16 protein-coding genes are annotated in these 16,057 nt (G+C 34.8%); 4 read left to right on the top strand and 12 right to left on the bottom strand.

The window, feature by feature from the left end:
* Positions 1-49 precede the first annotated feature (49 nt).
* Positions 50-1,276, bottom strand: a complete 1,227-nt coding sequence (locus tag ACWPWS_RS16055) for an HD domain-containing protein (protein ID WP_454048198.1) — start codon at positions 1,274-1,276, stop codon at positions 50-52.
* A gap of 164 nt (positions 1,277-1,440) precedes the next feature.
* On the opposite strand from ACWPWS_RS16055, the gene ACWPWS_RS16060 reads away from it, so the two are divergent.
* From ACWPWS_RS16060 to ACWPWS_RS16075, 4 genes are all read left to right on the top strand, one after another.
* Positions 1,441-3,081, top strand: a complete 1,641-nt coding sequence (locus ACWPWS_RS16060; RefSeq protein WP_454047189.1) for a S41 family peptidase — start codon at positions 1,441-1,443, stop codon at positions 3,079-3,081.
* Positions 3,082-3,213: 132 nt separating this feature from the next.
* Entirely contained in the window at positions 3,214-4,758 is a 1,545-nt protein-coding gene (porX, locus tag ACWPWS_RS16065; protein ID WP_105681222.1) for a T9SS response regulator signal transducer PorX, read from the top strand.
* A gap of 100 nt (positions 4,759-4,858) precedes the next feature.
* Positions 4,859-5,149 carry a YciI family protein gene (locus tag ACWPWS_RS16070; RefSeq protein WP_454047190.1) on the top strand — a complete coding sequence of 97 codons (291 nt, stop codon included), beginning with the start codon at positions 4,859-4,861 and terminating at the stop codon, positions 5,147-5,149.
* Entirely contained in the window at positions 5,149-5,913 is a 765-nt protein-coding gene (locus ACWPWS_RS16075) for an exodeoxyribonuclease III (protein WP_454047191.1), read from the top strand. The genes ACWPWS_RS16070 and ACWPWS_RS16075 overlap by 1 nt, the downstream gene beginning before the upstream one ends.
* A gap of 70 nt (positions 5,914-5,983) precedes the next feature.
* Here ACWPWS_RS16075 and ACWPWS_RS16080 read toward each other — a convergent pair whose 3' ends face one another.
* The 11 genes from ACWPWS_RS16080 to ACWPWS_RS16130 all read right to left on the bottom strand — a co-directional run bounded on the left by ACWPWS_RS16080 (position 5,984) and on the right by ACWPWS_RS16130 (position 16,057).
* The gene (locus tag ACWPWS_RS16080) at positions 5,984-6,355 is read right to left on the bottom strand and encodes a septal ring lytic transglycosylase RlpA family protein (RefSeq protein WP_105681225.1); all 372 of its coding nucleotides are present in this window, start codon (positions 6,353-6,355) and stop codon (positions 5,984-5,986) included.
* 569 nt (positions 6,356-6,924) lie between these two features.
* The gene (locus tag ACWPWS_RS16085; RefSeq protein WP_454047192.1) at positions 6,925-7,638 is read right to left on the bottom strand and encodes a hypothetical protein; all 714 of its coding nucleotides are present in this window, start codon (positions 7,636-7,638) and stop codon (positions 6,925-6,927) included.
* A gap of 15 nt (positions 7,639-7,653) precedes the next feature.
* A complete protein-coding gene (locus ACWPWS_RS16090; RefSeq protein WP_454047193.1) occupies positions 7,654-8,256 on the bottom strand; it encodes a hypothetical protein in 603 nt (200 codons plus the stop codon).
* Positions 8,257-8,651: 395 nt separating this feature from the next.
* Positions 8,652-9,953: a 30S ribosomal protein S12 methylthiotransferase RimO gene (gene rimO / locus ACWPWS_RS16095; RefSeq protein WP_209787751.1), complete on the bottom strand. Its 1,302-nt coding sequence runs from the start codon at positions 9,951-9,953 to the stop codon at positions 8,652-8,654.
* 96 nt (positions 9,954-10,049) lie between these two features.
* A complete protein-coding gene (gene rfbC / locus ACWPWS_RS16100; RefSeq protein ID WP_454047194.1) occupies positions 10,050-10,595 on the bottom strand; it encodes a dTDP-4-dehydrorhamnose 3,5-epimerase in 546 nt (181 codons plus the stop codon).
* A gap of 15 nt (positions 10,596-10,610) precedes the next feature.
* Positions 10,611-11,180: a sugar transferase gene (locus tag ACWPWS_RS16105; protein WP_454047195.1), complete on the bottom strand. Its 570-nt coding sequence runs from the start codon at positions 11,178-11,180 to the stop codon at positions 10,611-10,613.
* A 14-nt stretch (positions 11,181-11,194) separates the two neighbouring features.
* A complete protein-coding gene (locus ACWPWS_RS16110; protein ID WP_454047196.1) occupies positions 11,195-12,331 on the bottom strand; it encodes an aminotransferase class I/II-fold pyridoxal phosphate-dependent enzyme in 1,137 nt (378 codons plus the stop codon).
* Between the two features lie 20 nt (positions 12,332-12,351).
* A complete protein-coding gene (locus tag ACWPWS_RS16115) occupies positions 12,352-12,945 on the bottom strand; it encodes an acetyltransferase (RefSeq protein WP_454047197.1) in 594 nt (197 codons plus the stop codon).
* A 9-nt stretch (positions 12,946-12,954) separates the two neighbouring features.
* Positions 12,955-13,557, bottom strand: a complete 603-nt coding sequence (locus ACWPWS_RS16120) for a sugar transferase (RefSeq protein WP_454047198.1) — start codon at positions 13,555-13,557, stop codon at positions 12,955-12,957.
* Positions 13,558-13,603: 46 nt separating this feature from the next.
* Positions 13,604-14,782, bottom strand: a complete 1,179-nt coding sequence (locus ACWPWS_RS16125; RefSeq protein ID WP_454047199.1) for an O-antigen ligase family protein — start codon at positions 14,780-14,782, stop codon at positions 13,604-13,606.
* A gap of 36 nt (positions 14,783-14,818) precedes the next feature.
* Positions 14,819-16,057 carry a glycosyltransferase family 4 protein gene (locus tag ACWPWS_RS16130; RefSeq protein WP_454047200.1) on the bottom strand — a complete coding sequence of 413 codons (1,239 nt, stop codon included), beginning with the start codon at positions 16,055-16,057 and terminating at the stop codon, positions 14,819-14,821.

Consider the following 16,057-nt stretch of genomic DNA (forward strand, 5'->3'; position numbering starts at 1 on the left):
TATAATTTGCAAACATGTTTTAGTTTCAGATCGTAAATTTTAATATTCTTTAAGAGTCCAATTTGGAGATATCTCTTGGAAACATAAGGATATAACGAGTGGTTTTATTCACGATCAACCCGGATAAAAGCTGATCTTCCGACTCGTGCAGCCTCGTTCTCCTGCCATTTTTATGCAGTAAATAAATCGGCTGTTTCTCTGCATGATAGGGCAATAATTTTCTTTTAATTTCATGAACCAATTCATTACCATTATTGATTCCGAAAAATTCATTACTCTTTTTTATTTTTTCATCAATTATTTTCGGGTCAAATGGATGAGATGAAATGATTGTTTTAGGTAAATTTCTCTGAATTACACATTTACACCAGTATGACAAGACAAAATCATCCGAATTCTGCCATTCTTTCATTGCCTGAATTACGTCATTATCATCAAGATTCGTAAATCGTTCTATATCTTCATCCGTTGCAGCACTCTTTTCACGGTATAAAAAATATTTCAGATTATCCGTTGCAGGAAGCTCTGTACCCTGAGAAATCAGATATTTTGCTCTTTCAAGAATTTTAACCAAAAGAAATTCTGCTAGAGCTGAAGTTTTATGATAGTACACCTGCCAGTACATAAACATTCTGGCGGTCAGGAAATTTTCAATGGAATAAATTCCTTTTGCATCAATCACCAGCTCCCCTTCTTCACACACATTCATCATGGAAATAATTCTTTGGGTATTAATATTTCCTTCTGATACTCCTGTAAAAAAGCTATCTCTTTTCAGGTAATCCAGACGGTCCACATCCAGTTGGGAAGAGATCAGCTGATTAAAAAATTTTCTATGATATTTCCCCTGAAACATTTCAATCGCCATTGAGAGTTCTCCTTTGAATTCCTCGTTAAGCTTGTTCATCAACAGTAAAGAAAGATTTTCATGGTGCCAGTCATCCATCAGCATACTTTCAAGCGCATGAGAAAACGGACCATGACCAATATCATGCATCAGAATAGCCAGCATCGCTCCTTTTTCTTCTTCCTCAGAAATTTTTACTCCTTTCTGTTTCAATGTTTCCAAAGCCGTAAACATCAGATGCATGGCTCCCAGTGCATGGTGAAATCTTGTATGGGTAGCACCGGGAAATATCAGGTTCAAAAGTCCGGTCTGCCCGATTCTTCTTAATCTCTGAAAGTAAGGATGCTCAATGATATCAAATAAAATTTCGTGTGGAATTTTGATAAATCCGTGAACAGGATCGTTGATGATTTTTAGCTTATTCTGCATTGAAACGTCAATATTAGTAAACAAAGTTAGGCATTTTAAATTTGAGTTATGATTAATTTCATGTTAAAAGAAGATCTGTTCCCCTTCAGGATTAATTCCTTAAAAACGTTTGCCATTATTGTATTTTAAGCCTATCTTTGATTGAGAAAACACGATAACTTTTAATGAGAAAATACTCTCTTTTCCTTTTATTATTTTTAAGCTTACATTTTTCCGCACAAGTTATCACTGAGACCCAAAAACTGGAGTCCCTCTGCAGAATTTGGGGATTTTTAAAATATTACCATCCTCATGTTGCCAAAGGAAATGTAAACTGGGACAAGCAGCTTTTTCAAAAAATCAAGGAGCTTGAAAATATTCATGATAAGAAATCTCTTAATATTCTTTATTCCGAATGGATTAAAAGTCTCGGAGAAGTTCCACTATGTAAAGAATGTTCAGCACAAGATCAGAAAGTTTATTTTCTCAAAAACTTTGATTTGCGCTGGATTGATAATTCGCAGATTTTCTCTGATGATGTATCTCAAAAACTTCGTTATATTGAAAAAAACAGGAATCTTGGAGACAATCACTATGTTGGAAAAGGCGGGAGAAAAATATATTTCAGGAATGAAAAATCATATGGCTCTGAATTTACTTCCAAAACAATTAGCCTACTGGAATTATTCAGGTACTGGAATTATGTAGAATATTTTTTTCCTTATAAATATGAAACCGATCAAAACTGGAATGATGTTCTTTCCGAAATGATCCCAAAATTTCTCATGATTGATAATGACGAAAATTTTCACCTGACATTAGCAGAACTGGTCACTAAAACGGATGACTCACATGCCTTTATTTCTTCAAAAGAGATTCAGCTCCATCAGTATGGTAAACGAAAAGTTCCTGTAGAATATTCTTATGCTGAAGGAAAACTGGTTGTTGTAAAAATCAACAACACACGATCCAGAAACAGCAGTCCTTTACATACCGGTGACATTATCTATGATATTGATGGAAAAACAATTCCTCAAATGATCAATAGCCTGGGAAAATATGTTCCTGCTTCCAACTCATGGGGCAAAGTCAGCAAAATAAAGGACAAACTTCTCTTCAGTAACAATGATTCTATCTCTGTAAAGATTGAAAGAGAAGGGCAAAATCTGGAAATAAAAGCCAAAACCTATCTTGTCAAAGATATCCTTCATGAAAAAACTGTGACACCCAAAAAGTGGAAATTCATTGATGATGAAAAGAAAACCGGGTATGTTAATATGGGAATGATAGAAAAAGAAGATCTGGATGAAATGTACAGAGAGTTGAAATCTACAAAATCCATTATCTTTGATATAAGGAATTACCCTAAACAAACCATTATTCCTTTAAGCTATCTTCTGCTTCCAGAGCCAACCGTGTATTATCAGTTTACTTTTCCTGATACCAGCTATCCCGGAAAATTCTACAGCAGAAAAAATGTGACCGGCAGAAAGAATCCTGAATACTATAAAGGAAATGTAATCGTTTTAGTAGATGAGAATACACAGAGCCAGGCAGAGACCACAACAATGATGTTCAAACAGCATCCGAAAGCTAAAATTATCGGCAGTAATACTTCCGGAGCTAACGGAGATGTTGTTATGTTTAAAATTGCTGACCTGGACACACGGTTCACTGGCCTTGGGGCTTATTATCCTGACGGCAGGGAAACTCAAAGGATAGGAATAATCCCGGACATTCTTGTAAAACCCAGTGTAGAAGGAATTAAAAACGGTAAAGATGAAGTCCTGGAAAAAGCTTTAGAATATATAGAAACCATTCGTTAAATGAAGCAAAAATGTGAATTATTTCACGGTATTTTCATTTAACTAATATTTAACTTTTAATCTTTCGATTTTGTGAGATTTTAAAAGGAATTGGTCAACATTTTGATACAATAACCATGTAAAAAATAAATTATGTCAGAAAAGATATTATGGATCGATGATGAAATAGATTTACTTAAACCTCATATCGTATTTTTAGAAAAGAAGGGTTACCAGGTAACTCCTGTTAATAATGTGAATGAGGCTTTGGAACTTATGGATTCAGAGAAATTTGCTTTAACGCTAATTGATGAAAATATGCCCGGCATTTCGGGATTGGAAGCCATTCCTATGATTAAGGAAAAAGATAATGCCTTAAAAATCGTCATGGTGACCAAAAGTGAAGAGGAACACATTATGGAAGAGGCTATCGGTTCCCAGATTGCCGATTATATATTAAAGCCTGTAAATCCTAACCAGATATTACTTTCCTTAAAGAAAAATCTTCAGGAGGATAATCTTGTTGAACAAAAAACTATTTTGCAGTATCAGCAGGAATTCAGGAATCTTTCTATGGAACTTTCTTATTTGAGAACGTATCAGGAATGGGCTGAATATTATAAAAAGATCCTCAGCTGGGAAATCAAGTTTGATAAAGTAGCAGATAATGAATTTGCTGACCTTCTGCAGTCTCAGAAAGAAGAAGCCAATATTCAGTTTGCTAAATTTATTGAGAAAAACTATGCAGATTGGCTTATTGATTCAGACAAGCCTCTGATGAGCCATACCCTGTTCAAGGAAAAGGTAAAGCCTGAAGTGGAAAAAGAAAAAGTTCTTTTACTGATGGTTGATAACCTTCGTTATGACCAATGGAAAGTAATTGAGCCTTTATTTACAAAATATTACAATAAAATATCAGAAGATTACTACTACAGTATTCTTCCTACCGCAACACAATATGCGAGAAACTCTTTCTTTGCCGGATTAATGCCATCCGAGATTGAGAAACGTTTCCCGGATAAATGGTTTAATGATAATGAGGAAGGAAACAAAAATGAATTTGAGCGCGATTTCCTTGAAGACCAGATGAAGAGAATTGGACTCGGATCAAAGTCTATGAAGTATCTTAAAGTACTGAACGCTGATTTTGAAAGAAAGATCTATGATGATTTCAATCAGCATAAAAATAATGATCTGTTGGTCATTGTATACAACTTCATTGATATCCTTTCCCACGCAAAAACAGACAACCATATTGTAGATCAGCTGATCCGTGATGATAAAACGTTCCGTTCCCTTACTTTCAACTGGTTTGAAAACTCTTCTTTACTAAAGATCATTAAAACCGCTGCAGAAAATGGATATAAACTGGTTATCACCACAGACCACGGAACGGTATACGTAAAAAAGCCAAGTAAAGTTGTAGGAGACAGAGAAACGTCTACGAATATCAGATACAAAACAGGTAAAAGCTTAACGTATGATGACAGTGATGTATGGGCAATTACCAATCCTGAAAAGCTTTTCCTTCCCAAAGGAAATTTAAGTTCGAAATATATTTTTGCTAAAAACAATATATTCCTGGCGTATCCTAAAAATTACAATCATTTTGTAAATTACTATAAAGAAACTTACCAGCATGGGGGGATTTCACTGGAAGAGTGTATCATTCCCATCAGCGTTCTAGAACCCAAGTAGTTTTTTTCATAGTTTATTTAATTTTGGGTTTAAGGCGGAAAAAATCATTCGATTTTTTCCGCCTCTTTTTTATAGTTCATATCTTCGTAAAAAATAAATCATGTTTATTATTTCGCTCACTTATAAGAGTTCTCTTGAAGATATAGAAAGACATATTCCCCAACATAATATTTTCCTCGACAAACATTATGAATCCGGAGTGTTTATCACATCAGGAAGAAAAGAACCAAGAACAGGAGGGATCATTATTGCCAAAACGGAATCTAAAAAAGATATTGAGCAGATTATTACTGAAGATCCTTTTTATATTCATGAAATAGCAGATTATACCATCACCGAATTCATCCCTTCCAAATACAATGACAATTTTAAAATATTTATAGAAGAATAATGAGATTAATCACCTACAATGTCAATGGAATCAGAGCAGCTTTCACGAAGGATTTTCTAGGCTGGCTGAAGACTGCCGATCCGGATATCATCTGTATTCAGGAGAGCAAGGCAGGAAACGATCAGATAGATATCGAAAGCCTTGAAAAATTAGGATATCACAGTTATTGGCACTCAGCGGTAAAAAAAGGCTACAGCGGGGTCGGAATTGCCTCAAAAATAAAACCCAATCATGTAGAGTATGGTTGTGGTATCGAAAGCTACGATAATGAAGGAAGAATCATCCGTGCAGATTTCGATGGATTTTCTGCCATTTCCGTCTATGTGCCTTCCGCTTCTAATATTGAGAGACTGGATTTTAAAATGCAGTTTTGCCATGACTTCCTGGAGTATATCAAAAACTTAAAGAAAGAAATTCCTAACCTGGTTATATCCGGTGACTTTAATATCTGCCATGAGGCTATCGATATTCACAATCCTGTAGGTCTAAAGAATGTTTCAGGATTTCTTCCTATGGAAAGGGAATGGATGACCAATTTCATCAATGAATGTGAATTGATTGACAGTTTCAGGTTTTTCAATAATGAACCTGATCATTATACATGGTGGAGTTACAGGCAAAATTCAAGGGAAAGAAATAAAGGCTGGAGGCTGGATTATAACTTCACCTCTTATAGTTTAAAAGATAAGCTCAGCAGGGCTGTTATTTTAAAGGAAGCAGTACATTCTGACCATTGTCCTGCTTTATTGGAACTGGAGCTATAATCAATGTCTTATTTATCTATACAAAAAGCCAGCTGAATCAGCTGGCTTTTTTTTAATTTAAATCATAAAATTAATCGACAATTTCATATTCGACCGGAATTGTACCATGACTGATATCTCCGATCTCATCGAACGCAGCTTTAGACATATCTAAAGATCTTGATGAATGGAAAGGCCCTCTGTCATTAATTCTCACTATTACCTCTTTACCATTCTTAAGGTTTGTTACCTTAACGTTTGTTCCAAATGGAAGCGTTCTGTTTGCTGCAGTAAACTTTGAGTTATCAAAGATTTCTCCGCTAGCAGTTTTTCTACCGTTAAATTTATCGTGGTAGTACGATGCATAACTTGTTTTTTTCGCATCTAAGGCATTACTCGTAAAAGAATAAACACCTAAGGTTGAAATCATCATTATGATTACGAGAATGAATCTTTTCATCATTTTGAACTTTTATTGGTTTTGACGGGACAAAAGTATCAGGAATCTTTATAAAACCCTATCCAATATGTTAAAAAGAGTTAATGAAACAGTAAAGAAATGTTAACAAACCCTGCAATACCCTATTAACAGGGCTTTTAGACCACACTGTTAAAAAATGTTAAAAAAAGACCTAAAAAGTTAATATAATTAACTAAATCACATAAAATTTGAAAAAGCAAAAATAAAAACAATTTGAAAATCAATCAGTTACAAAATTAACAACGTTAAAAAATTGAATCAAAAAATTATTATTAAAATCAGAAATCATAAAATCTGATTCTGGAGAAAAGTCCTGATAGAAGATATCTGGCTTTATAAAATCAGGTTTCTGAATCAGATTTTAACAGCATTATATTTTGTTAAAATTTCCGGATTGATTCTTTATTTCCATAATCTCATGATTCTACACTAAAAAATTACATCAATATGATTACTTACTGTCAAAAAAATAAATGAACGCTATGCCTCTTAAAAGTAAAAAAACCAATGATATTCTCATTGGTTTTTATGATGTAACTAAATAAATTTCTTTATTTTAAGTATTCTAAAACGTAGTCATACGTTCCGTTAGGATATACTACAGACATACTTGGAGACCCTGTAACAGCAGCCCCTGTACCTGTATCATATGAATACAATTCTCTAGAATATACATTGTTTGTACCCGCTTTATAAATAGTAATTCCGTACATAGCAGTAATACCAGCAGGAGCAGGAATTGTTACTGCAGTAGTAGTACCGTTTGCAGCGAAAGTTCCTTTTATACCATAAATTTGTGCGTTGTTTACTTGTCTGTTTGTAACAGTTTCAGTAGTAAGAATATTTTCTTTCGCAGAAGAACTTAATGGTAACCATTGTCCTGAAGCAGAAGAAAATGCCGGCGTTGGAGTAGGATTGCTAAAATAGTAAAAACCTACCCCTACAGTTTGACCTCCGATACCTGATCCTGTAGCAGGAGTAGTACCAGCAGTAGAGTTATATACAATCATCCCATCATATGCTGTAGGGAAATTAAGCGCACTAGTCACTGGAGTTACAAAAGTAAACGTAGTTAAATTTGTTCTAGGAAATGCTAATCCTTTACCATTACTAGTTGATGTTGTAAAGCCGTTTGCAGAAGCATCTAAAAATACGGACTGTGTAGCTACTGTAGCACTAACAGTACCGTTTGATCTCAATTGAGCGAAAAAAGTGCTTGATGCCGCAACAATGGCAAACAATGCTGATGTTAAATATACTTTCATAAGTGTGTTTTGTTATTAGAATGAACTATAGCTATACCAATTTGTCCCATCACAAATATAAGACAAAGATCCACCTGATTGAAGAGGTGTCGTTGAAGCAGTACTGTGAGCTCCCGATACACTAAAGAAATTACCTCCGGTAGCATCAATAAATGTAATAGTTTTACCGTTGGTTTTTGTTAATGTAGCTAAGTTAAATGTAACATTTGACGTAACAAGGATTGCGTTATTCAAGTCTGCATCTGAGATTGTAGCAGCTGTTTGTGCTCTTACTGTCATTCCAGCAGGAGCGACAGAACCTCCACCAAATGGCTTCCATTCAGGAACAGTATTGTCGAAATAATAGAAACCCGGACCAGTAATTTTAACTTTTCTTGCACCTGTACCTGTTCCGGAAGTAATGTAAACAATTGCTCCATTCTGAGGTGCACCGTATGTACCACTGGTGTCATCCTTAGAAGATAATTCTGCTGCCGTCATACGAGGGACTAGTAAGGCATCAGGTCTTGCATTGTCTGTAGTATTTGCTACTACGTCTAATGTTGCGGCAGGTGTGGTTGTGTTAATCCCCACTCGCCCCTGTTGAGCCTTAGAAACGGCCGAAAGGCCAACAAGCATAATTGCTGTTAATAAAAATTTTTTCATAAGTTTTTAAAGATTTTTAATTACATTTTTTCATCAATATTTCTAAAAAGCTTAATAAATCTCAACTTGTGAACACTGAACTAAAAATAAAATATTCAAATAAGTATTTCAATTGATTTTAACTTCATTTCAATGATTAACTTGCTGAAATCATACGCTTTAAAAATATTGCTTCTTGCGCAAATTTAAGACATAATTTTCGATTTTAAATACATTATAAAAGAAAATTAAAAATTCTTAATTACACAAAATATTAACAAATTGATTATCAATACAATAAAAATAAATTACCGAGAAAATTCTATGTTAATTTTCGTTAATAATTTAATTTTAAAAATGATATTTTTACTTGATTAATAAGCGTTTAGCTAGACTAACTCTCCATATAAGTCAAATTCTTCGGCAGAGGTAATTTTCACGTCTGCAAATTCACCTATTGAAATATAAGTATCTTCGGCAGAAACCAAAACTGTATTGTCCACATCTGGTGAGTCATACTCTGTTCTTCCGATAAAATAATTCCCTTCTTTACGGTCAAAAATACATCTGAATACTTTACCGATCTTTTCCTGGTTTTTCTCCCACGAAATCTGAGACTGAAGCTCCATGATTTCTTCTACTCTTGCCTCTTTTACTTCCTGTGGGATATCATCTTCCAAAACATGAGCAGTGGTATTCTCTTCATGAGAATAAGTAAAGCAACCTAATCTGTCAAACTTTTGCTCTCTTACCCAATCTTTAAGCTCCTGAAATCTTTCTTGTGTTTCTCCTGGATATCCAACAATAAGCGTTGTTCTGATTGCCATATCAGGAACTTTCTCTCTGAATTTTCCTAAAAGGGCATCCGTTTTTTCATGGGTAGTTCCTCTCTTCATAGATTTCAGCAAATCTGAATTGATATGCTGAAGAGGAATATCTATATAGTTACATACTTTAGGTTCTTCACGGATAATATCAAGAACATCTTCCGGGAAGCCGCTTGGAAAAGCATAGTGAAGACGAATCCATTCTACTCCTTCTACTTTCACCAGTTCTTTTAGAAGATCACCCAATGCTCTTTTTTTATAAAGATCCAACCCATAGTAAGTAAGATCCTGAGCGATAAGAATTAATTCTTTTGTTCCTTTTTTGGCCAGTTTCTGAGCTTCAGAAACCAGCTTTTCGATAGGCGTTGAAATATGTCCTCCTCTCATCAATGGGATGGCACAGAAAGAACATGGTCTGTCGCAACCTTCAGAAATTTTAAGGTATGCGTAATGTTTAGGAGTTGTTGTTAATCTTTCTCCTACCAGCTCATGTTTATAATCTGCTCCAAGGTGCTTTAAAAGTATTGGAAGGTCTCTGGTTCCGAAATACTGATCTACATCCGGAATTTCTTTAATCAAATCCGGTTTATATCTTTCGGATAAACATCCTGTAACGAATACTTTTTCAACCTCGCCTCTGTTTTTAGCATCCACATAATCAAGGATGGTATTGATAGACTCTTCTTTAGCATTATCAATAAATCCGCAGGTATTGATGACCACAATGTCCCCACGGTCTTCGTGAACCACTTCTTTGCCATTGGCCTTCAGCTGGCTCATTAATACTTCAGAATCATATACATTCTTGGAACATCCAAGAGTGACTACATTGATTTTCTTCTTCCCTACAGATTTTGTACGCATCGTTTTGATTTTGAGTCTGCAAAGATACAAAATATTGGAGAGTTAAGATTAAAAAAGTAAAAACCACTTTATAAAAGTGGTTTTCAGGGATATGCTTTAAAAGTTTTTTTCTTTAAATCCAGGAGCGTTCTCGTCTTTTTCAGAAAGGATGGCGTCTTTTTTATCTACCTTCCAGTTGATATCAAGATCGGGATCATTGAATTTTACACTGCCTTCTGATTCTTTGTTGTAAAAATTATCACATTTATAAGAAAATACAGCGTGGGTACTCAGCACAGAAAACCCGTGCCCGAAACCTCGCGGTACATAAAGCTGTAATTTATTTTCAGCAGTAAGTTCTATTCCGAACCATTTTCCAAATGTAGGCGAGTCTTCTCTAAGGTCTACAGCCACGTCCCAAACGCTTCCTTCAAGACAAGAAACTAATTTTGCCTGAGCATGTTCTCCTTTCTGAAGATGTAATCCTCTTAATACTCCATAGGAAGATTTGGAAATGTTATCCTGTACAAAGTGCCCGTTCATTCCGGTAAGTTCCTCGAATTTTTTTTCGTTGAACTTTTCAAAGAAGTATCCTCTTTCATCCTCAAATATGGTAGGCTCTATGATGTAGCAGTCTTTAAGCGGGGTTTCTTTAATTTTCATAATAGTTAAAAAACTCTATTTCAATGTGGTTATTAATGTTTTAAACAAAATTTTTGCATCGTTTTTAAAAGACATATTTTCAAAATAGTCCAGATTCATTTTTACTTTGTTCGGAAATAAAACTTCATCATTATATGCTAAAGGATCTTTCTGGTTTTTCAGAAGATTTTCTTCATCTCTGTATTTGATGCTTGCTTCACAGGTAAGCCCGGGTTTAAGTTCCAAGACTTTTCTATCTGCTCCGGCGAGTTTATCATAATACCCTTTGATATCCGGTCTGGGACCGACAAAACTCATTTCGCCTTTTAAAATATTAAACAATTGCGGAAATTCATCCAGCTTAAATTTTCTGAGCGTCTGCCCGATTTTTGAGCATGTTCTCGTCTCTTCATGAATTGTTTTAAATTTAAAAATGGTAAAAGGTTTTCCATACTGCCCTATCCGGGTCTGAAAAAAAATTCCATTGGAAGAGGTATCCCAACTTGCAATCACAAATAAAATGATCAGTACCGGCATAAGAAAGAGGATCAATATTGCCGCTAAGGTAAAATCAAAAACCGCTTTCCAATATGTATACTGATTCATTAAATTCGATGATATTAAATTCCAAAGTAAGTATGCACTACTTTTGTGATTCTTTCTCTGTCATCATCTGACAGGTTAGAGCCTGAAGGAAGACATAATCCGTTATCAAAAAGCTTTTCAGAAATATTCCCTCCGTAATAAGGTGAAGTTTCAAAAACCGGCTGTAAATGCATTGGTTTCCACAGTGGTCTTGATTCAATATTATCTTCTAAAAAGGCAAATCTTAAACCTTCTCTGTTTTTCCCTGTAGTTTCGGGGTCAACAATGATTGCAGATAGCCAATGGTTTGAATAAAAATCATCTCCCGGCTCTGAAAATACTGTTACTCCCTCAATATTTTTGAAAAGGTCAACATAGAAATTGTGCATTGCTCTACGGGCATCCACTCTGTCCTTAAGCACTTCCATCTGTCCTCTTCCTATTCCTGCAACAATATTGCTCATTCTATAATTGAAACCAATCTGCGAATGCTGATAGTGAGGTGCATTGTCTCTTGCCTGTGTAGAAAGGAAAACGGTTTTATCTTTATCTTCCTGAGTGTGACAAACCAAAGCTCCACCTCCTGAAGTGGTAATAATTTTATTTCCGTTAAAACTTAAGACTCCGAAACGTCCGAATGTTCCGCATGCCTGTCCTTTATAGGTAGAACCAAGAGCTTCAGCAGCATCTTCTATCACAGGAATCTGAAATTCCTGAGCAATCGCTGTAATTTCGTCCATTTTTGCAGGCATACCATATAGATGAACTATAATGATTGCTTTAGGTTTTGTCCCTTTCTGGATTCTGTCTTCAATTGCTCCTCTTAATGCTTTCGGACACATATTCCATGTATCCGGCTCACTGTCAACAAAAACAGGTATTGCTCCGCAATATGCAATAGGATTGGCGGACGCAGAGAAAGTCATTGACTGGCAGATCACCTCATCACCATGTACAATTCCGCATTCAACAAGAGCAAGATGTAATGCTGCAGTACCTGCAGAAAGTGCAGCCACTTTTGCATTTTCACCTAAAAACTGCTCCAGATCAGTTTCAAATCCGTTAACATTAGGTCCCAACGGAGCTACCCAGTTTTCTTCAAATGCTTCGTTGATATATTTTTGTTCATTCCCTCCCATATGTGGTGAGGATAACCAGATTTTAGTATTCATATTTTTGATTAGTAACTTGTTTATATAATATTTTTCTTGATAATTCTCCCCGGATTTCCTACTACCACTGAATAATCAGGAATATCATTAATAATAACTGCTCCGGCACCTATTACACACCATTTTCCTATTTTGATTCCTTGAATGACCGAAGCGCCGATTCCAATCTGAGAACCTTCTTCTACTTTCACTCCTCCCGCAAGTGCGGAGTTGGGTGAGATATGGACAAAGTCTTCAATCACACAATCATGATCTACGGATGCATTGGTATTGATTATACAGTGTTTTCCAATGGTAGTATCTGCATTGATGACAACGCCACCCATGATTACAGTTCCCTCTTCTATTTTCACAGAGCCTGAAATAATTGATTTTGGGTGTATTAAGACATCAATTTTATTCTTAATTTGTTCTGCGATTTTCTTACGGGTAAGGTTATTTCCAATTGAAATAATAAGCTTTTCCTTATCATCCGGTACATGATTCAATACAGGAAATCCATAGCATTCCTTTTTAGAGGCATCCTGATCTATGAATGCCTTAATTTTTATGTCATTAGCAGCAGCAATATCTGCAATTACCTTTCCATGTCCACTTGCTCCAAATAAATACATAGCTATCAGTTAATTTCCTTGAAATGGTTCTATGGTTACATGTCCTTCAGCGGACACTCCTTCTCTTATAAATACTTTCTTGGCGGTAAGAAAAAAGATTTTGCAATCTAACATCAATGATATGTTTTCCACATACCACACATCATAGTCAAATTTTTGATTCCATGATATTGCATTTCTCCCGTTTACCTGTGCCCATCCAGTAATTCCGGGTCTTACTTCATGTCTTCGTGCCTGATGTTCATTATAAAGTGGCAGATATTGTACGAGAAGAGGTCTGGGACCGATAAGTGACATATCTCCCTTTAAGACATTGATCAGCTGTGGAATTTCATCCAAAGATGTTTTACGGACGAACGAACCGATTGCTGTTAATCTTTCTGCATCTGATAAAAGGTTTCCGTTGGAGTCCTTTTTATCATTCATTGTTTTAAACTTTATAATCTTAAATACTTTTCCTTTTTTCCCAGGTCTTGACTGAAAGAAAAAGGGTTTCCCATCATTGGCCAGGAATAATCCTACCATCACAATAAGAAAAATTGGAAGTAATAAGGTAATTCCCATCAGGGAAAATACAAAGTCTAAAATCCTCTTTAAATAATTTTTATACATTCTTAAAAGTTAGATATATTGGTCATAATACATGGTGAGTAACTACTCAGGCTTCTTCTGTTTTTGCAGTATAACTGATTCCAATAATCATTGAACTAAAGTACAAAAATTCCGGTATATTAAAAAGGTTACAGGATGTTTGTACAAGTGTAAAATATTGTAAGAATAAAGCAAAAATCAATTTATAGTATATATTACTTTTTTTTATGTTCCAAAATAGAGAAGCATTTTGTAATACAGGCAAAAACTTTAGAAAATAAATAATTAGCCCTAAAATTCCGGTGGCCATTAAAAGCTCTAAAAAAATATTATGGGGATGCACTCCATCCTCAAACAATATCCTTCCTCCCAGCAAAGGGTTTGAATTAAAGATTTCAATAGCCTTGGTATATAATGGTCCTCTGCTTGATGTATCTCCATGGGCAATCCATTTATACATTCTGTTGAAGCTTGTTATTTGTCCGTCTCCATATTGTTCATGCAGAATAATCAACCCTATAAATAACAAGATTGATGTAACAGCATATAGCAGATATTTTTTATTTCCTTTTAAAAGAACTATGTAAAAAGAACATACAAAAATAGCTATTAACGGACTTCTCGCCATCGATTGAATCACATTAAAAAGGCCTAAAAAAAGGCAGAAGAATAAAAAATAGGATTTGTAATCTTTTTTACAAAACAAAAGCAAAAATAGCGATATAATAAATAATGAAGCTCCTATATGGCCGTACATAATGTAGTAGGTACTAAAAATATGATCTAATTTGATATAACCATATATATAGTTTACCACAAGAAGACCACATAAAATACTTATACAATACTTTGCTATGCTTTTGAAATCTACTTTACGGTAGTCAATACATAATAAAGCAGTACTTGGTAACAGGATCATAAAGAGGATTCTGAAAAGATCTTCATTCTGCGATGCTATTACATCCTGATTAAACGGATAGTTTTTAAACGAATAGATAAGCTTGATGATGTAAAAAACCCAGAATCCGGCAAGGCTTATCATTGAAATATTTTTAAAACTAATATTTCTCCTTTCTCTATAGATGATGAATATAGAAAGGACAATGATAAAGATTCGATAGGGTATAGAAAAGTTCCTGGTATTCATTTCCAAAGGCTTGGCAAAAGAAATGGCAATAGTATTTCCCACTATAACAGATAACAGGAAAAGTTTATCAATGAAATTATTATTAACCGTAATTTTCAAAATAAAGCCTCTATTTATATTTCAATCTATGCAAAACTACTTCTTTTGCTTTACAGAATGAAATAAAATGGCATCCATATATTTTTTTCCCAGCACCGGATACGTTCTGTTTTCAAAAATCCACTTTCTGCCTCTGTCACCTATCTCCATTCTTTCTTCTGAGCTCATATTGGCATAATACAGGATTGCACTTTTAATATCCTCTGCAGATGTACTGTTGATAAATTTACCGCAATCAGCTTCATTAATCATAGAAGGATATCCGGTATAAGAGGCAATAATAGGTTTTGCAGCCAGCATGTATTCCACTACTTTGTTCATAGATTGTCCGTAGTCCCACACTTTTGAATCTTTAGTAGACAAGTACAAAATATCACAAACCTGAAGAAAATATTTAACTTCATTTTGCTGTATTCTTTGTAAAAATGTAACGTTCGAACAATCTTTGAGCTGTTCTTCGTAAGATGCTCTGAGATCACCACTTCCAACAAGTACAAAATGGATATTACTGTTCTTTTTCATCATTTGTATTGTTTCAATAAAAGGTTCCAACGCATTGGTAACTCCCATACTGCCTGCATAGCCAATAATTACTTTGCCGGGTGGCACAATTTCTGAAAAAGGATTTTTTTCTTTCAGGAATTCTTCGGAATAGTTTTCAGGATCAAATCCTAATGGTGAGCAATGAAATGGTTTTTTATATCCCAGTAATTCTTCCACATGCAAATCTAATCTCGGCATTGTTCCTGCCACCAGATCTGCTTTTTTATATCCAAACTTTTCGATAAATCCTATCAATAAAACAAGAGGGTGGGTTTTGGAAAATCCGGCTTCCTCCGTCATCGTCAGCGGCCAGATATCACGGATTTCAAAAACTAAAAAACTACCAAACTTCTTTTTCAGATAATATCCATAAATAATAGAAAAAATTGAAAGTGAAGAAATAATGACAGCATCAGGTTTTCCCATATTAGAAAGTTTCATTGAGAAAAGCTTTCTTTCAAAATCAAACCATGACAAAATTCTGTCTATCGATGCGGTTTTGGTATATTTTTTTGTTTTAATCCATCTTATAGCTACCCCATCCTGCTCTTCATCATTATAGATCTTGTCAGTTTCAGGACAATTGGTAAAATGATTTGAATCTGAAGTTATCATGAGGGTATTATTTCCCTGTCTTTTAAATTCTCTTGCCAGATAAAACAAACGTGAGGGCACTTTTGCATATTGCGGAGGTGAGGCATATTTGGAAATTAGCCAGATATTTTTTTCCAT

Source organism: Chryseobacterium sp. Marseille-Q8038 (assembly GCF_965111995.1).